Source organism: Agrobacterium sp. 22-226-1 (assembly GCF_053522345.1).
In genome coordinates this window covers 16187-34445 of record NZ_JBNWCP010000016.1, presented here as the reverse complement: position 1 = coordinate 34445, position 18259 = coordinate 16187, and the positions used below count along the sequence as shown (strand labels likewise).

The 18259-nt window shown below is 60.5% G+C and carries 19 protein-coding genes; 15 read left to right on the top strand and 4 right to left on the bottom strand.

Annotated elements, in window-relative coordinates:
* The first annotated feature begins 149 nt into the window (after positions 1 to 149).
* The 12 genes from coxB (at position 150) to ACQZ5K_RS22085 (ending at position 10274) form a co-directional block, all read left to right on the top strand.
* The gene (gene coxB, locus ACQZ5K_RS22140) at positions 150 to 1013 is read left to right on the top strand and encodes a cytochrome c oxidase subunit II (RefSeq protein WP_003521102.1); all 864 of its coding nucleotides are present in this window, start codon (positions 150 to 152) and stop codon (positions 1011 to 1013) included.
* Positions 1014 to 1029: 16 nt separating this feature from the next.
* Positions 1030 to 2730 carry a cytochrome c oxidase subunit I gene (ctaD, locus tag ACQZ5K_RS22135; RefSeq protein ID WP_003521103.1) on the top strand — a complete coding sequence of 567 codons (1701 nt, stop codon included), beginning with the start codon at positions 1030 to 1032 and terminating at the stop codon, positions 2728 to 2730.
* 386 nt (positions 2731 to 3116) lie between these two features.
* Positions 3117 to 4070 carry a heme o synthase gene (gene cyoE, locus ACQZ5K_RS22130; protein ID WP_003521104.1) on the top strand — a complete coding sequence of 318 codons (954 nt, stop codon included), beginning with the start codon at positions 3117 to 3119 and terminating at the stop codon, positions 4068 to 4070.
* The gene (locus ACQZ5K_RS22125) at positions 4070 to 4201 is read left to right on the top strand and encodes a hypothetical protein (RefSeq protein WP_003521105.1); all 132 of its coding nucleotides are present in this window, start codon (positions 4070 to 4072) and stop codon (positions 4199 to 4201) included. The genes cyoE and ACQZ5K_RS22125 overlap by 1 nt, the downstream gene beginning before the upstream one ends.
* A gap of 29 nt (positions 4202 to 4230) precedes the next feature.
* The gene (locus ACQZ5K_RS22120; protein ID WP_448741415.1) at positions 4231 to 4848 is read left to right on the top strand and encodes a cytochrome c oxidase assembly protein; all 618 of its coding nucleotides are present in this window, start codon (positions 4231 to 4233) and stop codon (positions 4846 to 4848) included.
* A 61-nt stretch (positions 4849 to 4909) separates the two neighbouring features.
* Complete coding sequence (locus ACQZ5K_RS22115; protein ID WP_003521107.1) at positions 4910 to 5785, top strand: cytochrome c oxidase subunit 3; 876 nt, start codon at positions 4910 to 4912, stop codon at positions 5783 to 5785.
* 291 nt (positions 5786 to 6076) lie between these two features.
* On the top strand, positions 6077 to 6463 hold the full coding sequence (locus ACQZ5K_RS22110) for a DUF983 domain-containing protein (RefSeq protein WP_003521108.1): 387 nt from the start codon (positions 6077 to 6079) through the stop codon (positions 6461 to 6463).
* Between the two features lie 10 nt (positions 6464 to 6473).
* Complete coding sequence (locus ACQZ5K_RS22105; RefSeq protein ID WP_448737603.1) at positions 6474 to 7208, top strand: SURF1 family protein; 735 nt, start codon at positions 6474 to 6476, stop codon at positions 7206 to 7208.
* 77 nt (positions 7209 to 7285) lie between these two features.
* Positions 7286 to 8332: a 4-hydroxy-3-methylbut-2-enyl diphosphate reductase gene (gene ispH, locus ACQZ5K_RS22100; RefSeq protein WP_448741414.1), complete on the top strand. Its 1047-nt coding sequence runs from the start codon at positions 7286 to 7288 to the stop codon at positions 8330 to 8332.
* 92 nt (positions 8333 to 8424) lie between these two features.
* A complete protein-coding gene (locus tag ACQZ5K_RS22095) occupies positions 8425 to 9393 on the top strand; it encodes a homoserine kinase (protein ID WP_448741413.1) in 969 nt (322 codons plus the stop codon).
* Positions 9390 to 9830: a ribonuclease HI gene (gene rnhA, locus ACQZ5K_RS22090; RefSeq protein WP_196379533.1), complete on the top strand. Its 441-nt coding sequence runs from the start codon at positions 9390 to 9392 to the stop codon at positions 9828 to 9830. The genes ACQZ5K_RS22095 and rnhA overlap by 4 nt, the downstream gene beginning before the upstream one ends.
* A gap of 135 nt (positions 9831 to 9965) precedes the next feature.
* Positions 9966 to 10274 (top strand): Dabb family protein, encoded by a 309-nt coding sequence (locus ACQZ5K_RS22085; RefSeq protein WP_003521114.1) that lies wholly within the window; start codon positions 9966 to 9968, stop codon positions 10272 to 10274.
* A 147-nt stretch (positions 10275 to 10421) separates the two neighbouring features.
* On the opposite strand, the gene ACQZ5K_RS22080 is transcribed toward ACQZ5K_RS22085, so the two are convergent.
* Together ACQZ5K_RS22080 and ACQZ5K_RS22075 are read right to left on the bottom strand one after the other, a co-directional pair.
* Positions 10422 to 10907, bottom strand: coding sequence for a peroxiredoxin (locus tag ACQZ5K_RS22080; protein ID WP_003521115.1), 486 nt, complete (start codon positions 10905 to 10907; stop codon positions 10422 to 10424).
* Positions 10908 to 11029: 122 nt separating this feature from the next.
* Complete coding sequence (locus ACQZ5K_RS22075; RefSeq protein WP_448741412.1) at positions 11030 to 11878, bottom strand: protein-disulfide reductase DsbD domain-containing protein; 849 nt, start codon at positions 11876 to 11878, stop codon at positions 11030 to 11032.
* Positions 11879 to 12039: 161 nt separating this feature from the next.
* Here ACQZ5K_RS22075 and ACQZ5K_RS22070 point away from each other — a divergent pair, with 161 nt between their 5' ends.
* The 3 genes from ACQZ5K_RS22070 (at position 12040) to ACQZ5K_RS22060 (ending at position 14471) form a co-directional block, all read left to right on the top strand.
* Positions 12040 to 12645, top strand: coding sequence for a YqgE/AlgH family protein (locus ACQZ5K_RS22070; RefSeq protein WP_003521117.1), 606 nt, complete (start codon positions 12040 to 12042; stop codon positions 12643 to 12645).
* A gap of 106 nt (positions 12646 to 12751) precedes the next feature.
* The gene (locus tag ACQZ5K_RS22065) at positions 12752 to 12943 is read left to right on the top strand and encodes a CsbD family protein (protein WP_003521119.1); all 192 of its coding nucleotides are present in this window, start codon (positions 12752 to 12754) and stop codon (positions 12941 to 12943) included.
* 433 nt (positions 12944 to 13376) lie between these two features.
* Positions 13377 to 14471 carry a zinc-binding metallopeptidase family protein gene (locus tag ACQZ5K_RS22060; protein WP_448741411.1) on the top strand — a complete coding sequence of 365 codons (1095 nt, stop codon included), beginning with the start codon at positions 13377 to 13379 and terminating at the stop codon, positions 14469 to 14471.
* Between the two features lie 233 nt (positions 14472 to 14704).
* Here ACQZ5K_RS22060 and ACQZ5K_RS22055 read toward each other — a convergent pair whose 3' ends face one another.
* Entirely contained in the window at positions 14705 to 17620 is a 2916-nt protein-coding gene (locus tag ACQZ5K_RS22055; protein WP_448741410.1) for an EAL domain-containing protein, read from the bottom strand.
* Positions 17617 to 18216: a GNAT family N-acetyltransferase gene (locus ACQZ5K_RS22050; protein ID WP_003509108.1), complete on the bottom strand. Its 600-nt coding sequence runs from the start codon at positions 18214 to 18216 to the stop codon at positions 17617 to 17619. The genes ACQZ5K_RS22055 and ACQZ5K_RS22050 overlap by 4 nt, the downstream gene beginning before the upstream one ends.
* Between the last annotated feature and the right edge of the window lie 43 nt (positions 18217 to 18259).

The following is an 18259-nucleotide window of genomic DNA, read 5'->3' as shown; positions in this document are numbered from 1 at the left end:
TCCGTGTCCCGACGCATATTGCGGCAGAGGACAAACTGTGGTTTGAAGTTAGTACCATAAGCATGGATTCTGCGTCTGTGATTGATCTAGATCAGACGCGTGAGGGAGAGGGTACCGTGACGAATAGGATTTACGCAGCACTGGCGGGGATGACCTGTCTGCTCACGGCTGTCGGCGCCCACGCCGATCAGCCGGTGCATTGGCAAATGGGCATGCAGGAGGCCGCCACGCCGATCATGCACGAAATACGCTGGTTTGAACAATATACGCTCTGGTTCATTGTTCCGGTTACGCTTTTCGTTCTTGCGCTGCTCATCGTCGTCGCCCTGAAATTCCGCGCCGCGAAAAATCCGGTGGCTTCCAAGACCAGCCATAACACGGCGATCGAGGTGGTCTGGACGCTGGCGCCGGTTCTCATTCTCCTGTTCCTTGCCTTCCCGTCGTTCAATCTCTTGAACGCGCAGCTCACGCAGCCGGAAAACCCCGATGTGACGCTGAAGGCGACCGCCACGCAATGGCTGTGGAGCTATGAGTATACGGCCGCCGAAGGTGCGGAGCCGGTTTCCTTCGACAGCTACATGCTGAAGGACCAGGATCGCGCCGCCGCGGGCAAGGAAGACAGGGCCCGCTATCCGCGTCTTCTGGCGGTAGACAATGAAATGGTCGTTCCGGTCGGCAAGACCGTTCGCCTGCTCGTCACCGCCGCGCCGACGGATGTGATCCATTCCTTCGCCATGCCGGCTTTCGGCGTCAAGATCGACGCCGTTCCCGGCCGCCTGAACGAAACCTGGTTCAAGGCGGAAAAAGAGGGCCTTTATTACGGTCAGTGTTCCGAGCTTTGCGGCAAGGACCATGCCTTCATGCCGATCGCCATTCGGGTGGTTTCCGAACAGCAGTACAACACCTGGCTCACCGCCGCCGCTTCTGACCTGAGCGGTGCGAACCGGGCGCTGATGGCCTCTGTCGATGGCGCTCCGCGCACCGTCGACGTTGCCGCCAACGAAACCAACTGACTCTGGAGTGAGGACAATGGCTGGACCTTCCGCACACGACGATCATCACTCGCATGGTCATTCCGCACATGACGATCACTCGCATGATGCGCATCATTCCCATACGCCGGGCTTCTTCGCCCGCTGGTTCCTGTCGACCAACCACAAGGACATCGGCACGCTCTACCTGATCTTCGCGATCATCGCCGGTATCGTCGGCGGCGGGCTTTCCGTCGTCATGCGCATGGAGCTGCAGGAGCCGGGCATCCAGATTTTCCACGGTCTGGCATCCATGGTTTACGGCTTTGAGGGTGACGCCGCCATCGATGGCGGCAAGCACATGTTCAACGTGTTCACCACCGCGCACGCGCTGATCATGATCTTCTTCATGGTCATGCCGGCGCTGATCGGCGGTTTCGCCAACTGGATGATCCCGATCATGATCGGCGCTCCGGACATGGCTTTCCCGCGCCTGAACAACATCTCCTTCTGGCTGATCGTTCCGGCTTTCATCCTTCTCATTCTCTCGCTCTTCGTCGAGGGCCCTGCGGGCGCCTACGGTGTCGGTGGCGGCTGGACCATGTATCCGCCTCTATCGACCAGCGGCATGCCGGGACCGGCGGTGGATCTGGCGATCTTCGCGCTGCACGTTTCGGGCGCGTCGTCGATCCTCGGTGCGATCAACTTCATCACCACCATCCTCAACATGCGCGCCCCGGGCATGACGCTGCACAAGATGCCGCTCTTCGCCTGGTCGGTCCTCGTCACCGCATTCCTGCTGCTGCTTTCGCTGCCGGTTCTGGCGGGCGGCATCACCATGCTTCTGACCGACCGCAACTTCGGCACGGCATTCTTCTCGCCGGAAGGCGGCGGTGACCCGATCCTTTACCAGCACCTGTTCTGGTTCTTCGGCCATCCGGAAGTCTACATCCTGATCCTGCCGGGCTTCGGCATCATCAGCCACATCGTCTCCACCTTCTCCAAGAAGCCGGTCTTCGGTTACCTCGGCATGGCCTACGCCATGGTCGCCATCGGCGCCGTCGGCTTCATCGTCTGGGCCCACCACATGTACACGGTCGGCCTGTCGCTCGAAGCGCAGCGTTATTTCGTCTTCGCCACCATGGTCATCGCGGTGCCGACGGGTATCAAGATATTCTCGTGGATCGCGACCATGTGGGGCGGTTCGCTGACCTTCTCGACCCCGATGGTCTGGGCGATCGGCTTCATCTTCCTGTTCACGGTCGGCGGCGTCACCGGCGTCCAGCTCGCCAATGCCGGTCTCGACCGTTCGCTGCACGATACCTATTACGTGGTGGCGCACTTCCACTACGTTCTGTCGCTCGGCGCGGTCTTCGCGATCTTTGCCGGCTGGTACTATTGGTTCCCGAAGATCACCGGCTACATGTACAGCGAATTCCTCGGCAAGCTGCATTTCTGGGTCATGTTCGTGGGCGTGAACCTCGTGTTCTTCCCGCAGCACTTCCTCGGTCTTGCCGGCATGCCGCGCCGCTATATCGATTATCCCGATGCCTATGCCGGCTGGAACATGGTATCCTCCTACGGTTCCTACATCTCGGCCGTCGGCGTGCTGATCTTCCTCTTCTGCGTCTGGGAAGCCTTCGCAAAGAAGCGGATCGCCGGCAACAACCCCTGGGGTGAAGGTGCGACGACGCTCGAATGGCAGCTGTCTTCGCCGCCGCCCTACCACCAGTGGGAACAGCTGCCGCGCATTCGCTGATGCGCGGGCCGGAAGGCGCGGGCAGGGCCTGCGAATTCCCGGCGCTGAAAATGAGGGACGGCGCGGTTCGGTCCGTGCCGTTTCCCGAACGGGCAGTCTCTCCTGCCGCGTGACATTTTGTCCAAGCGATGCCTGCCGTCCGACGTGATACATGCCCCGGACGTGATAAATGCCAAATCTGGTCTTTATGAAATGCAAGCGCAGACGAATGGCGGCATGGTGCGGCGAAAAGCCGGAAAATGGCATCGGTTTTGCCCGGCGCCTCTCATGCCAGGACGTTCGGGACCCATGAATTGACGCATCGCGCATGCCGGAAATCACATTCGTTTTCGGGCCGGTGCAGGGGACGTCGCTTCACGCGGCGTTCGAAGGAAACAGGACAGGAAATGAGCATTATCGACAATCGCGACATGCTGGGCGTGAAGGGCTCCGAACTTTCGGAAGCCGGCGCGCGCGATTATTTCGAATTGCTGAAGCCGCGCGTCATGTCGCTCGTCGTCTTCACGGCCTTTGCGGGCCTCGTGCTGGCGCCGGGTGAAATCAACCCGGTGCTCGGTATCATCGCCATTCTCTGCATCGCCGTCGGTGCCGGCGCATCCGGTGCGCTCAACATGTGGTACGACGCCGATATCGACGCCGTGATGAGCCGCACCGCCCGGCGGCCGATCCCGTCCGGCCGCATCGCGCCGCGCGAGGCGCTGGCCTTCGGGCTGACGCTTTCGGCCTTTTCGGTGGTCATTCTCGGCCTTGCGGTCAACTGGTTCTCGGCCGGCCTGCTCGCCTTCACCATCTTCTTCTATGCCGTCATCTATACGATGTGGCTGAAACGCTCGACGCCGCAGAACATCGTCATCGGCGGCGCCGCCGGCGCTTTCCCGCCCATGCTCGGCTGGGCCTGCGTCACCGGCGGCGTTTCGCTGGACAGCATCATCCTGTTCCTCATCATCTTCCTGTGGACACCGGCGCATTTCTGGGCGCTGGCGCTGTTCAAGATGCGCGATTACGGCGCCGTCGGCATTCCGATGATGCCGAACGTGGTCGGCGAACGCTCCACCAAGAACCAGATGATCGTTTATGCGGTGCTGACCGCGGCCGCGGCCGTCGCGCCTTATTTCACCGGCCTTGCGAGCGCCGGCTACGGCATTTTCGCCGCCGTGCTGAGCGCGATCTTCGTTTACTGTTCGCTCGATGTCCGGCGCATGCCTGAGGGCGACGAGAAGATGCTGCCGGCCAAGAAGATGTTCGCCTATTCGGTGCTTTACCTTTTTGCGATTTTCTCCGGCCTTCTGGCCGATCATTTCGCGCCGGCCCTGAAGGCCGTCATGTCGGGAGTCCTGTGATGGAAACGGTGGAACTGAGCGCGGCGCAGAAAAAATCGAGACGTGGGCGAAACATCGCGCTCGGCGTCCTGCTCGCCGGCCTGGTGGTGCTGTTCTACATCATCACCATCATCAAGATCGGCTCGCACTGACGCGCTGATTGAGGGGAGAGGAGGAGGAGATGGCGAGTATGGAAGCGCAGACGGCAGGGACCGGCAGGCAGCGGGTGAGCAATCGCTCCATCCTCGTGCTTTGTCTCGTGTTTTTCTGCGCCATGATCGGCATGGCCTATGCCGCCGTACCGCTTTATACGCTGTTCTGCCGTGTCACGGGCTATAACGGCACCACCCAGCGCGTCGAGCAATATTCCGACGTCATCCTCGACAAGACCATCAACGTCACCTTCGACGCCAATACGTCGAACGGCCTTAACTGGGATTTCCAGCCGGTCGACAAAAAGGTCACGCCGAAAATCGGCGAAACGGTGCAGGTGACGTTCAAGGCGACGAACCGTTCACCCGTGGCGACCACGGGCACGGCGGTCTTCAACGTCACACCGATGGAAGCCGGCGCCTATTTCAACAAGGTGGAGTGCTTCTGCTTCACCGAAACGACGCTGCAGCCGGGTGAAACGCTGGAGATGCCGGTGGTGTTCTTCGTCGATCCTGACATCGCCACGGCGCGCGAGACCAAGAGCATTCATACTTTAACGCTGTCCTATACGTTTTATCCGGCCAAAACCGAAAAACCGGTTGCGTCCTTGCCGGTAAAGACTTCATCTGGCGAAAGCAAATTGTGAGAGGAGATCTGGCCTTTTATCGAAGGCCGGATCAGGGAAGAGACATTCGGGGATTGTCGCAATGGCAGATACGCATCAAAAGAACCACGACTACCACATTATCGATCCAAGCCCCTGGCCGCTTCTGGCCTCGATCGGCGCCTTCATCCTGACCTTCGGTGGCGTCTGTTACATGCGTTACCTGTCGGGCGGCTCCTTCAAGCTGTTCGGCGCGGAACTGGCCAATCCCTGGCTGTTCTATATCGGCCTCGTCATCGTGCTTTACACCATGTACGCATGGTGGTCCGACACGATCAAGGAAGCCCATGAGGGCAACCACACCCGCGTCGTCTCGCTTCACCTGCGTTACGGCATGATCATGTTCATCGCTTCGGAGGTGATGTTCTTCGTGGCGTGGTTCTGGGCCTATTTCGATGCCAGCCTCTTCCCGCACGAGGCCATTCAGGCGTCGCGCCTCGAATATACCGGCGGGCAATGGCCGCCCAAGGGCATCGAGGTGATCGATCCCTGGCACCTGCCGCTCTACAACACCGTCATTCTGCTGCTGTCCGGCACCTGCGTCACCTGGGCGCACCATGCCCTGCTGCATAATGACCGCAAGGGCCTGATCACCGGTCTGTTGCTCACCGTCGCGCTCGGCGTTCTGTTCTCCACCGTGCAGGTTTACGAATACATGCACGCGCCGTTCGACTTCAAGAATTCGATCTATGGCGCGACCTTCTTCATGGCCACCGGTTTCCACGGTTTCCACGTCTTCGTCGGCACGGTCTTCCTGCTGGTCTGCCTGTTCCGCGCCGTTGGCGGCGGTTTCACGCCCAAGCAGCATTTCGGTTTCGAGGCGGCTGCCTGGTACTGGCACTTCGTTGACGTCGTCTGGCTGTTCCTGTTCTTCGCCATCTATATCTGGGGTGGCTGGGGCGCGCCGCTGCACGGCTGATTGCGTCGGATAGAGGACTGGGTCCGCAGCAAGGCATCCTGTGGAGCGAGCGGGTGCCACGTGTTTCTTCTCCCCGCCGGGGAGAAGGTCGCGGCAGCGGGATGAGGGGGCAAGGTCGGAGATAGATCGAGAGCTGGCCCCCTCATCCGACCCTTCGGGCCACCTTCTCCCCGGCGGGGAGAAGAAACAAGCAGCAAAGCCGAGCGACAGATGACTGCCATGGTTTAGAAGCACGCTTCCAACAGGCTCGCTGTCGTCCTCGGGCTTTGGGCAACTTCGCGGGAGGTCGTCATGTCTGAACCATCAAACGGCAATTTCGCGCCGGTCGATCCCATCAAGGTCGGGCTCAAAGGCTGCTGCCCGCGTTGCGGCAACGGAAGGCTGTTCGACGGCTTTCTGACCATAAAACCCGCCTGCAGCGCCTGCGGGCTGGATTACGGTTTTGCCGATGCGGGCGATGGCCCGGCGGTTTTCGTCATGCTGATCGTCGGTTTTCTGGTCGTCGGGCTGGCGCTCTGGTTCGATCAGCGTTTTGCGCCGCCGGTCTGGGTGCATGTGATGCTGTGGTTGCCGTTTACGGTGATTGTCTCCCTCGTGCTGCTGCGCAAGCTGAAAGGGATCATGATTGCGCTGCAATACCGCAACAATGCAAGCGAAGGCAGGCTTGATCGTGAATGACGTTTCCCACATGAAGGCGGCGGAAAGGCGGGTCTGGTTCGCCGCGCCGCTGGTGCTGCTGGCGCTTGCCATTCTTCTCGGGCTCGGCACCTGGCAGGTGAAGCGTCTATACTGGAAAGAGGCGCTGATTGCCGATATCGAGGAGCGGCGGAGCGCGAGCCCGGCGCCCCTCTCCGACATAGAGGCGATCGCGAAAAGCGGCGGCGATATCGAATATCGCACGGTCAGCCTTTCCGGCACCTTCGATCATGCCCGCGAGCGGCATTTCTTCGCCACCCATCAGGGGCAAACCGGCTATTACATCTATACGCCGCTGACGCTTGCCGATGGCCGCATTCTTTTCGTCAATCGCGGTTTCGTACCCTTCGAGATGAAGGAACCGGCCAAACGGCCCGACGGGCAGGTTGCCGGCGAGGTGACGATCACCGGCCTTTCGCGCGCGCCGCTGGTCGCGAAACCGTCCTCGCTACTGCCTGATAACGATATCGCCAAGAACATCTTCTACTGGAAGGATCTGGCGGCCATGGCCTCCAGCGCCGATATCCCGCCCGACCGGCTGGTCCACCTCTTCGTGGATGCTGACAACGCGCCTAACCCGGGCGGCTGGCCGCAGGGTGGCGTGACGCTGATAGATTTGCCCAACAATCACCTGCAATATGCGATAACGTGGTATGGGTTGGCGGCGGCCCTTGTCATCGTCGCCGGTTTTGCCTATTTCCGGAACGGTAAGGCGCAGGGTGAATAAAGCGCAGCCCGTCCGGTAAGGCAGCTTGTCGGGCAAGGCCATGAAGCACGGCCCAAGGAGCAGGCCAAGGAGCTGGAATGAACATCGCCGTTTCCAAACCCCCTTTGACGATAAGGCTGTGCGGACCGCGCGGCTTTTGCGCGGGCGTGGACCGGGCGATCCAGATCGTCGTGCTGGCGCTGAAGGCCTATGGCGCACCCGTCTATGTCCGCCACGAAATCGTGCATAACCGTTATGTGGTGGAAGGGCTGGAAGCCAAGGGCGCCGTTTTCGTCGAGGAACTGCATGAAATTCCGGCCGAGCACCGCGAGCAGCCGGTGGTTTTCTCGGCCCACGGCGTGCCGAAATCCGTGCCGGAGGATGCGCAGGCGCGTAATCTGTTCTATCTCGATGCCACTTGCCCGCTGGTCTCCAAGGTCCACAAGCAGGCCATGCGCCACCAGCGCCTCGGCCGCCATGTGGTGCTGATTGGCCATGCAGGCCACCCCGAGGTCATCGGCACCATGGGCCAGCTTCCGGAAGGAACGGTCTCGCTGATCGAAACGGTGGAAGACGCCGGCCGTTATGAACCGGCGGACCGCGAAAATCTCGGCTTCGTCACCCAGACGACACTTTCGGTCGATGACACGGCCGGCGTCATCGCCAGGCTGCAGGAACGTTTCCCGGCCATTCAGGCGCCCGCCGCCGACAGCATCTGTTACGCAACCACCAACCGTCAGGATGCGGTGAAGCAGGCGGCCCCCGGCTGCGACCTCTTCATCGTCGTCGGCGCGCCCAATTCCTCCAATTCCAAGCGGCTTGTGGAAGTGGCCCTGCGGGCCGGTGCACAGCGCTCCGTGCTGGTGCAGCGGGCCTCGGAAATCGACTGGAATGAAATCGGCAATATCCGCACCGTCGGCCTTTCGGCCGGTGCATCCGCACCGGAGGTCATCGTCGATGAGATCATCGAGGCCTTCAAGGCGCGTTTCGATACGACGCTCGATCTCGCCGTGACGGTGGAGGAAACGGAACATTTCCTCGTCAATCGCGAGCTGCGCAGCATCGAGCTGACGACGGACGACATGGCTTTCGTGAACGGCAATGCCAATGATGCGCTGCCGCCGAAAACCGCCGCCGGTATCTGAAGCGGGATGGCGCTGAATGCGGGCGGTTTCCGTCCCACCTGCGTCATCTCCACCCGAGATTTCCACTCCATCCTTCATCAAGAGATTTGAAATTGGCAGTTTATACGGACATCACCGAAGATGATCTGAGGAATTTCCTCACGCAATATGACGTCGGCAGCCTCACCTCCTACAAGGGCATTGCCGAAGGCGTCGAAAACTCCAATTTCCTGCTGCATACGACCAAAGACCCGCTGATTCTCACGCTTTATGAAAAGCGCGTGGAGAAATCCGATCTGCCCTTCTTCCTTGGCCTCATGCAGCATCTGGCCGCCAAGGGCCTGTCCTGCCCCTTGCCGCTGCCGCGCAAGGATGGCGAGTTGCTGGGAGAGCTGTCGGGCCGGCCGGCGGCGCTCATCTCCTTTCTCGAGGGCATGTGGCTGAGAAAGCCGGAAGCGAAACATTGCCGCGAAGTCGGCAAGGCGCTCGCCGCCACGCATCTGGCTGGCGAGGGGTTCGAGATCAAGCGGCCGAACGCGCTTTCCGTCGAAGGCTGGAAGGTGCTTTGGGACAAGTCCGAAGCGCGCGCCGACGAGGTGGAGAAGGGCCTGAAAGACGAGATTCGCCCGGAAATCGATTATCTCGCCGCCCATTGGCCGAAGGATCTGCCCGCCGGCGTCATCCATGCCGATCTGTTCCAGGACAATGTGTTCTTCCTCGGCGATGAACTATCCGGCCTGATCGACTTTTATTTCGCCTGCAACGACCTGCTCGCTTATGACGTGTCGATCTGCCTCAATGCCTGGTGCTTCGAAAAGGATGGCGCTTACAACGTCACCAAGGGCAAGGCGCTGCTGGAAGGTTACCAGTCGGTGCGCCCATTGAGCGCAGCGGAGCTTGAGGCCCTGCCGCTTCTGGCGCGCGGTTCGGCGTTGCGTTTCTTCCTCACCCGCCTCTATGACTGGCTGACGACGCCGGAAGGCGCGCTGGTGGTCAAGAAGGACCCGCTGGAATATCTGCGCAAGCTGCGGTTCCACCGTTCCATCGCCACTGTCGCCGAATATGGGCTGGCGGGCGAATGAAACATGTCGATATTTTCACCGATGGCGCCTGCTCCGGCAATCCCGGTCCCGGCGGCTGGGGCGCCGTGCTGCGTTACGGCGAAGTGGAGAAGGAACTCTCCGGCGGCGAGGCCGAGACCACCAATAACCGCATGGAACTGCTGGCGGCGATCTCAGCACTCAATGCGCTGAAAAGCCCCTGCGAGGTCGATCTTTATACCGACAGCTCCTATGTGAAGGACGGCATCACCAAGTGGATTTTCGGCTGGAAAAAGAAGGGCTGGAAAACCGCCGATAACAAGCCGGTCAAGAACGTTGAACTATGGCAGGCGCTGGAAGCGGCGCAGCAACGCCATAAGGTCACCCTGCACTGGGTCAAGGGCCATGCCGGCCACCCGGAAAACGAGCGCGCCGACGAGTTGGCGCGAAAGGGCATGGAGCCCTTCAAACGGCGGTAATGGAAGCCTGCTCTATTTCGGACCGGGCAAATCCGCGCTGGCGGCCCCGTTATCGGGGGTTGTGAAAACCGAAACCCGACCTATCTTGTCGTCAAGGGGCGCTCCGGTAGCGCTCAACGGAGGAGAGAAATCCGGATGATCCTGCATTGTGTATTTCTACGCTTCAAGGCTGCAACGGCCTCTTCTGAAAAACACGCAATATTTGAGGCGATTGCCGCCCTGAAGGATGTGATACCCGGCATCATCGATGTGAAATACGGCCAGAATGTCTCACCCGAAGGGCTGAATGGCGGTTTTGTCGACGGTTTCATCGTGACGCTGGAAAGCCCCGAGGCCCGCGACGACTATCTCGCCCATCCCAAGCACATGGAAGTGGGGGAACGTCTCGTGTCGCTCACCGATGGCGGTCTCGCCGGGCTTCTGGTGTTCGATATGAATGTTTGAGAGAGCGGCTTCTCGTCGCTCTCTTCCGTCATGCTCGGGCCTGTCCCGAGCATCTGCAACGTCTCGATTGAATTGGACGTGATTAGATCCTCGGCACAGGGCCGAGGATGACGTCTCATCTAGGGCCAAGAGGCCTTCTTCTTAACGTCAAAGCTGCTCGATCATCGCCGCAGCGGCCGAAACCGTTGCCTGGCCGGGGTTTTCTTCCACGTTGAGCGACTTCACCACACCATCTTCCACCAGCATCGAATAACGCTTGGAGCGCACGCCGAGGCCGCCGGCGGAAAGATCGGCGTCGAGGCCGAGCGCCTTGGTGAAAGCGGCGTCCCAGTCGGCGAGGAAGTGGATTTTGCCCTGACCGCCGGAGGATTGCGCCCATGCGCCCATCACGTGCCAGTCGTTGACGGCGACGACGGCGATATCGTCAACGCCCTTGGAAAGAATGGTGTCGCGGTTTTCGAGATAGCCCGGCAGATGGTTCAGTGAGCAGGTGGGGGTGAAAGCGCCGGGAACGGCGAAGAGAACCACCTTCTTGCCGCCGAAAAGCGCGTCCGTGGTGGTTTCCACCGGGCCATCGGCCGTCTTTTCCTTGAAAGTTGCGGAAGGCAGTTTTTCGCCGATCTTGATGGTCATGTCCGTGCTCCTGTAGCCGTTCGGTTCGCGCGACTATAGAGCAACCAAATGAAACGTGTCATGCGGTTTTCGCAGGAAATTCCATTGCAGACGCGGCCGCTCAAACGTGACCGCCGAACCGATCAGGGCTTTGGAAAATTCAGCATCGTTTCCATGGCCCGGTCGCCGGATTTGACCAGGATAGGCCAGCTATTGCCCTGCACCTGATAGGTTTTCGGCAGGCCCTTGATGTTCATGTAGAAGGAGAGCTTGCGCTTGTCGCGCACCAGGTTCTGCGGCTCGTAATAGGCAAAGCCAGAGGGGCCGGCAATGAAGATTTCGGTCTCCTTCGGCGCGTTTTCCGGAAGCTGCAATTGCACGCCGAGCATGGTCTTGTCGGGCGTGATGTGGAAATCGATCACCTTGAAATCGTCGGATGCCGCCTCGGGCAGCGTTTCGCGTGCCTCCTCCAGCAATCGCCGTTCCTCGCGGTCGTCATCGCCCGCATTGCCGCGCTCGATTGAAAACTTCGCCTCGAAGGGAATGCAGATGTTCTGGCACACGCCGATGAAGGCGGTGAGATCGATTTTCCCGCCTGCCGCCGGGTCGGCGGCTTTCAGCTGAAACGGAAGGCTGACGGCGTGGTCATAGCCGATATCGGTGATGTCGCCGTTTTCGATCAGCTTCGGAACCGGATAGGCCATGGTGGTGAGCGTTGCGCCGCTTGCCGGATCGGGCGTGATCTGCGGCGGTATGCCCGCTTCGCCCGGTTCGCGCCAATAGGTGATCCAGCCGTCCTTCGGCTCGATCTGCAGCACGCCGCGCACCACGCCGTCGGCATCCATGGCAAGGCTCGCCACGCGCATCTGGCCGCCTTCGCTTCTCGCCCAGTCGGTAATCTCGGCCTGGGCGGCTTCAGCACCGCCAAGTAGGGCGGCAAATGCCGCTGCAAAACGGAAATGTGAAAATCGAAAGAATATTCTGGCGCTCATGCTTTCCGTCTAACCCAACATCGCCCGGCGGACCAGTTACGAATTCGTGCGGTTCATCATTTTCGGTTGATTGATCGGGCGCTATGCCGCATCCTGTCCTTTGTCGAAGTGCGAACGCCGTTTTCCGTTAAACGACGGAATGCGGTCTGCTGGAGGCGCCGGTGAGCTTTTCAACCCTGATGGACAAACGCGAACGTGGCTTTCTCGATGGTCAGTTCCTCATCGCGATGCCGGGGCTGGACGACGGCAATTTTGCCCGTTCGGTGATCTATATCTGCGCCCATTCGGATGCCGGCGCCATGGGCTTCATCATCAACCGGCCGCAGCAGATCACGTTTACGGATATTCTGCTGCACCTGAAGCTGGTAGACAGCAACGACGCCATCATGCTGCCCAACCGCACCCGCGAATTCCCGATCCAGTGCGGCGGCCCGGTGGAATCCGGCCGGGGTTTCGTGCTGCATTCGGATGATTATTTAAGCGAATCCAGCATTCCAGTCAGCGATGACATTTCGCTGACGGCAACGCTCGATATCGTTCGCGCCATCTCCAACGGCCGCGGTCCGCAAAGGGCCACCATGATGCTCGGTTATGCCGGCTGGGGTCCGGGCCAGCTCGAAAACGAGATCGCCAATAATGGCTGGCTGAATTGCCCCGCTGCGGAAGAGCTGATCTTCGACCGGGGGCTGGACAATAAATACGAGCGGGCGCTGGCGCTCATGGGCGTCGATGCGCGCATGCTTTCGACGGATGCCGGGCACGCCTGAGCCCCTGCATATTCCCGCCCGTTTTGGCTGGAACCAAATCCCGACCCCTGACGTTACTCACCCGGAAAGCCGGACAGAAAGTACGGCTCAACAAGGGAGTAGTATTATGGGTAGCACATCTGACAAGATCGCCGGTAAAGCCAATGAAGTTGCTGGCAAAGTGAAGAAGAACGTCGGCGAAGCGACGGGCAATAATGAATTGCGCGCCAAGGGTGCTGCCCAGGAAGCCAAGGGCAAGGTACAGACCAGCGTTGGCAAGGCGAAAGACGCCGTCAAGGGCGCCGTCGACCGCATGTAATGCCGTCTGACGGTGTCGCGCCTCTTTCGATGCGGCGCTTCGGAGCGCATGTGTAACAGCACATGCGCTCTTGTCGTCTGGGATGTTCCGAAGGCGGTCGCCCGTTACGCCCTTCATAGTGGCCACCGTAGGCGACCGTTGCCAATCATTGATGCTCCTGCGCTCCGGGCTTACCCCCCTCTGTCCTGCCGGACATCTCCCCCTCAAGGGGGGAGATCGACCTGAGGCGAGGTCTCGCCCATCTCGATGCTTGAGAATGGAGTGGTGGAAGAGCGTCTTGCCGATCTCCCCCCTTGAGGGGGAGATGTCCGGCAGGACAGAGGGGGGTAAGCCCGGAGCGCAGGAGCGTCAATGATTTTCAGCTGTCGTCTACGGTGCATGTTGGCATCGTATGTTTCCTCCATCCACCCGATCCATCGCAAGGGTTTCATCGATGAAGCTTTTTTCCTGCGCATCCTGCGGCCAGCCGGTCCATTTCGACAATCGTTTCTGCGTTTCCTGCGGTCATCGTCTGGCCTTCGTGCCGGAGCGGCTTTCCATGGAGGCGCTGGCGCCTGCGGGTGAGCCGAACTGGCAGATCGTCGCGGACCCGCAAAAACAGGTGCGGTTTTGTGCCAATGAAGTGAACGATATCTGCAACTGGTCAGTGCCGGCGCAAAGCGACAGCGCTTTCTGCCCGGCCTGCAGCCACAACCGCCTGGTGCCGGATATCGCGACGGATGAGGGCATCGCCCAATGGCGTCGCATCAGCCAGGCGCAGCGGCATCTGTTTTATTCGATCCTGCGGCTCGGCCTGCCGCATCCCAATCGCGATGCCGATCCCGCCGGTGGGCTGGTCTTCGATTTTCTGGTGGACGAGGTGGCGCCTGACGGTTCCGTCATTCCCGCCATGACCGGTCACGATGAGGGCCTTATCGCCATCCGCGCCGCGGAAGCCGACGATGCCACCCGCGAACAGGTCCGCGCCAACATGAACGAGCCTTACCGCACCATGCTCGGCCATTTCCGCCACGAGGTGGGGCACTTCATCTGGAACAAGCTGGTACGGGATGAAAACCGCCTGCAGGCCTGCCGCGCCGTCTTCGGCGACGACAGCGAGGATTATGGCGCCGCGCTGCAACGCAACTACGAAGAGGGACCGCGTCCCGACTGGCAGGAAAGCTTCATAAGCTCTTACGCCTCAGTCCACCCCTGGGAAGATTTCGCCGAGTGTTTCGCCCATTATCTGCATATCGTCGATACGCTGGAGACGGCGCGCGCCTTCGGCGTGGCCATCGATCCCGATGGGCATGAAGAAATGGCGGCGGAGGTGACTTTCGATCCCTACAATGCCCGCAGCGCCGCACAACTCGTCAAAGCCTGGATTCCGCTCAGCGTCGCGATCAATTCTATCCAGCGCAGCATGGGGGAGGCGGACCTCTATCCCTTCGTGCTGACACCGCCGGTGGTGGTGAAGATGGAATTCATTCACGACCTCCTGCATGGGAGGGTGGTGGCGGATGCACAGCCGGCGATGGTGGTTCAGTAAATATTCGACGTGAGGTTTGAAAAATCCGAGACGTTCCGGGGAGCATTAGCCCTCTCCGTCGTCATCCTCGGGCTTGTGTGGAGGATTTGTGGTTTACTGGATGCATCAGCCGGGTTTGCGATGCCCGGCTGATGCATCCAGTAAACCACAAATCCTCCACACAAGCCCGAGGATGACGTGGAATTTGAGGAGGAGACTGCGCCCCCTCGCTTTCATGTACCGCAATACTCCGCTTACGAAGCCCGCTTCGTCGGCTGGAACCGTTCCCGCAGAAGCTTCAGTGCCGCATCGCCCGAAACCGGGGTGCCGAACAGGAAGCTCTGGCCGAAATGGCAGTTCATGCGCGCCAGTTCGGCAGCATCCTCGGGCGTCTCGATGCCTTCCGCCACGACCTGCATGTCGAGCGCCCGCGCCATGGCGATGACGGAGCGCAGGAGCACGTTGCGTTTGTCGCTGGTATTGGCCACCAGCGCCTTGTCGAGCTTGATCGTGTCGAAGGGGAAGCGGGTGAGATAGGCGAGCGACGAATAGCCGGTGCCGAAATCGTCCATGGCGAGGCTTAAGCCCGTTTCCTTGAGCTTTGAAAGCACCAGCCGCGCCTGCTCCGGGTTTTCCATGACCACGGATTCCGTCAGTTCCAGCTTCAACTGCTGCGGATTGCAACGGGTGCGGGTCAGCATGCCGCGCACGTCGTTGTACAATTCATTGTTCAGCAGCTGCGCGCTGGAAATATTGACGGAAATGAAGATCGGCATCTTCTCTGTGGCGTGCTGCCAGTCCATCAGATCGGTCGCCGCCCGTTCCAGCGCGAACATGCCAAGCGGCTCGATCAGGCCGGAGGCCTCCGCAATCGGAATGAACTCGCTCGGCGGAATATTGCCGCGCTTGGGGTGCTCCCACCGCATCAGCGCTTCGAAACCGGCCAGCTCCCCATCGTCGAGCTTGACGATCGGCTGGTAGGCCAGCGACAGCTCCTTGCGCTCGATGGCGCGGCGAAGGTCGCTTTCCATCTGCAGCCGGTCGGTGCCTGATGTGCGGAAGGCGGGGCGGAAGGGCTCGACGCGGTTGCCGCCAGCGCGCTTGGCGCGATACATGGCGAGTTCCGCATCGCTCAAGAGTCCGGCCGCACTTTCCTGCTGGTCGATCCACGAAACGAGGCCGATGGAGGCGGTGAGGATGATTTCGCGATTGGCGAAATTGATCGGCACCATGATCGCCTTGTTCACCGCATCGGCGAAATCGGCCACACGCTGCGGATCGCGCTCCGAGGTCAGGATCAGGCCGAACTCATCGCCGCCAAGACGCGCCAGCGTATCCTGCGGTTTCAAAAGACGGCGCAGACGACGGGTCAGCGCAATGAGGATATTGTCGCCGGCAGCGATGCCCAGCGTATCGTTGACCAGCTTGTAACGGTCGATATCGATCGCCATTACCGTCGGGCGCACGCCCTCGCTATCGGGCGAGAGGTTGAGGATCGATTGCAGGCGATCGAGGAAGACCTGCCGGTTCGGAAGCCCGGTCAGATTGTCGTTCATCGCATCCTGAAGCAGCCGCTCGACGGAATTCTTCTGCTCGGTAATATCGGTGATGGTGCCGACGCAGCGGATGATTTCGCCGTTGGAGCCGAGAACCGGGCGGGCGCGGATTTGCAGCCAGTGGAAATGACCGTCTTCGGCGCGAATACGGAATTCGTGGTTGAGGCGGCCCTTGCGATGGTCAAGCAGCACGTCGAGCGTCGCCTTGAACCGGTCGCGGTCATCAGGGTGCAGGCGCGGCAGCCAGTTGCGTGCCGCACCGTGCATGGCGCCGGGTTCCAGCCCCAGCCGGTTGGAAATGTCGGGCGTGGTGACGATACGGTCACGCGTCACATCCCAGTCCCAGACGGTATCGCCGCTGCCCGTAAGGGCCAGCGACTGGCGTTCGAGGTCGGAGAACAGACCCTGCTGATAGGCGCTGCCGGCAAAGGCGTGCTGGATGACGGTAAAGCCGATCAGCAGCACGATCAGCACCAGCCCGCCGCCGAGGGCCGGCTGCACGATGTCGTTGTCCAGTTGCCCCGTCACCGTCAGCCAGCTGCCGAACAGCCAGACGAGGATCAACGCCCAGGAGGGCACGAGCAAAATCGCCCGGTCATATTTGTTGAAACCGAGATAGACGATAAGTGCGATGCCCGCCGTTGCGGTGAGCGCGAAGGACACGCGGGCAATGCCGGAGGCGACCGAGGGATCGTAGATCGCCACACCGAACAGCAGCGCCAGACCCACCACCCAGGCAAAGGTCGCATAACCCAGATGCGCATGCCATCGGTTGAGATTGAGATAGGTGAACAGGAAGACCACGAAGCTGGAGGCGAGCGCCACTTCCGCGCCCGCCCTCCATATTCGCTGATCGCTTGAGGTGACGGTGATGAGCTTTTCGAGGAAGCCGAAATCGACGCATATATAGGCGAGCACCGCCCATGCGAGCGCGGCCGAGGCCGGCAGAACGGAGGTTCCCTTGACCACGAACAGGATGGTGAGCAGCACGGCGAGCAGGCCGGCAATGCCAAGCACGATGCCGCGATAGAGCGTAAACGCGTTGATCGTGTCCTTGTAGGCCTCCGGCTCCCACAGATAAAGCTGCGGCAGCTGCGGCGTGGAAAGCTCGGCGACGAAGGTGATGACGGAGCCGGGGTTGAGCGTGATGCGGAACACGTCGGCATCCGGGCTCGGCTGCCGGTCAAGCGCAAAGCCCTCACTCGGCGTAATCGCCATGATGCGCTGCGAGCCGAGATCGGGCCAGAACAGCTTGGAATTGACGAGGCGGAAATGCGGCGCGACGATCACGCGCTCCAGCTGCTCTTCGGAGACGTTGGCGAGTGCGAAAACCGCCCAGTCGCCCTGATGGTCGGTGGAGCTGGCGCGCACCTCGATACGGCGGCGAATGCCGTCGGGGCCGGGCGCGGTCGAGACCTGAAAGGCTTCGCCCTGATTGGCATAGATATCGGTGGTGGCCGTCAGGTCGAGCGCCGTGTCGTCACGGGAAATCTTCACCGGCTCGAAGGCGTAGGAATAGGAAGAGAAAAGCAGGAAAAGCAGGAAAAACGGCGCAGCCAGCGCGATTGCCGCCAGACGTTTCGCAAGGCAAGGCGCAGTGTGATTGTAGGTCATGTATCGTACTTCGTTCCGCCGGAGCTTTGCTTGTCGGCAAGAAGGGAAAACATCATATGATCCCGCCATTGGCCATTGATTTTCAGATATTCCCGCAGGAGGCCTTCCCGCTGGAACCCGGCATTTTCGAGAAGCCGGATGCTTTTGAAGTTTTCCGGAATACAGGCTGCCTCGATACGGTGCAACTGAAGTCCGTTAAAGATGTATGGTATTACCAATTTTAATGCGGCAGACATATGGCCTTGGGCGGCGTGCCGCTCGCCGATCCAGTATCCGATCATGCAGCTTTGCGCCGCACCCCGGCGGATGTAACCGATGGTGATGCCGCCGACCAGCAGCGTCTCTTTCTCGAATAGCAGGAAGGAAACGGCGGTGCCGGAGGAAAATTCCTGGCCGTTGCGCACCACGCGCATGCGGAAGGCGCCTTCCGTCAGCTCGTCCGGCCGCCAGGTCGGCTCCCAGGGCTGAAGAAACTGCCGGCTTTCGGAGCGCAGCACGTGCCATTGCTTGAAATCGCCGTAGCGCGGCAGTCTGAGAAGGTGATTGGCGCTGCGCAGTTCAGGCGTGTCGCTATGTCGGGAAAGAAAACGCAGCATTCACGATCCCTGTGCGGCAGACATCGCCATCCGCGAGCGGGAT

What these genes read in the sequence shown, in the direction of transcription:
- coxB (WP_003521102.1), top strand. Translation starts at nt 150, where the DNA reads ATGACCTGTCTGCTCACGGCTGTCGGCGCCCACGCCGATCAGCCGGTG.
- ctaD (WP_003521103.1), top strand. Translation starts at nt 1,030, where the DNA reads ATGGCTGGACCTTCCGCACACGACGATCATCACTCGCATGGTCATTCC.
- cyoE (WP_003521104.1), top strand. Translation starts at nt 3,117, where the DNA reads ATGAGCATTATCGACAATCGCGACATGCTGGGCGTGAAGGGCTCCGAA.
- ACQZ5K_RS22125 (WP_003521105.1), top strand. Translation starts at nt 4,070, where the DNA reads ATGGAAACGGTGGAACTGAGCGCGGCGCAGAAAAAATCGAGACGTGGG.
- ACQZ5K_RS22120 (WP_448741415.1), top strand. Translation starts at nt 4,231, where the DNA reads ATGGCGAGTATGGAAGCGCAGACGGCAGGGACCGGCAGGCAGCGGGTG.
- ACQZ5K_RS22115 (WP_003521107.1), top strand. Translation starts at nt 4,910, where the DNA reads ATGGCAGATACGCATCAAAAGAACCACGACTACCACATTATCGATCCA.
- ACQZ5K_RS22110 (WP_003521108.1), top strand. Translation starts at nt 6,077, where the DNA reads ATGTCTGAACCATCAAACGGCAATTTCGCGCCGGTCGATCCCATCAAG.
- ACQZ5K_RS22105 (WP_448737603.1), top strand. Translation starts at nt 6,474, where the DNA reads ATGAAGGCGGCGGAAAGGCGGGTCTGGTTCGCCGCGCCGCTGGTGCTG.
- ispH (WP_448741414.1), top strand. Translation starts at nt 7,286, where the DNA reads ATGAACATCGCCGTTTCCAAACCCCCTTTGACGATAAGGCTGTGCGGA.
- rnhA (WP_196379533.1), top strand. Translation starts at nt 9,390, where the DNA reads ATGAAACATGTCGATATTTTCACCGATGGCGCCTGCTCCGGCAATCCC.
- ACQZ5K_RS22085 (WP_003521114.1), top strand. Translation starts at nt 9,966, where the DNA reads ATGATCCTGCATTGTGTATTTCTACGCTTCAAGGCTGCAACGGCCTCT.
- ACQZ5K_RS22080 (WP_003521115.1), bottom strand. Translation starts at nt 10,907, where the DNA reads ATGACCATCAAGATCGGCGAAAAACTGCCTTCCGCAACTTTCAAGGAA.
- ACQZ5K_RS22075 (WP_448741412.1), bottom strand. Translation starts at nt 11,878, where the DNA reads ATGAGCGCCAGAATATTCTTTCGATTTTCACATTTCCGTTTTGCAGCG.
- ACQZ5K_RS22065 (WP_003521119.1), top strand. Translation starts at nt 12,752, where the DNA reads ATGGGTAGCACATCTGACAAGATCGCCGGTAAAGCCAATGAAGTTGCT.
- ACQZ5K_RS22060 (WP_448741411.1), top strand. Translation starts at nt 13,377, where the DNA reads ATGAAGCTTTTTTCCTGCGCATCCTGCGGCCAGCCGGTCCATTTCGAC.
- ACQZ5K_RS22055 (WP_448741410.1), bottom strand. Translation starts at nt 17,620, where the DNA reads ATGACCTACAATCACACTGCGCCTTGCCTTGCGAAACGTCTGGCGGCA.
- ACQZ5K_RS22050 (WP_003509108.1), bottom strand. Translation starts at nt 18,216, where the DNA reads ATGCTGCGTTTTCTTTCCCGACATAGCGACACGCCTGAACTGCGCAGC.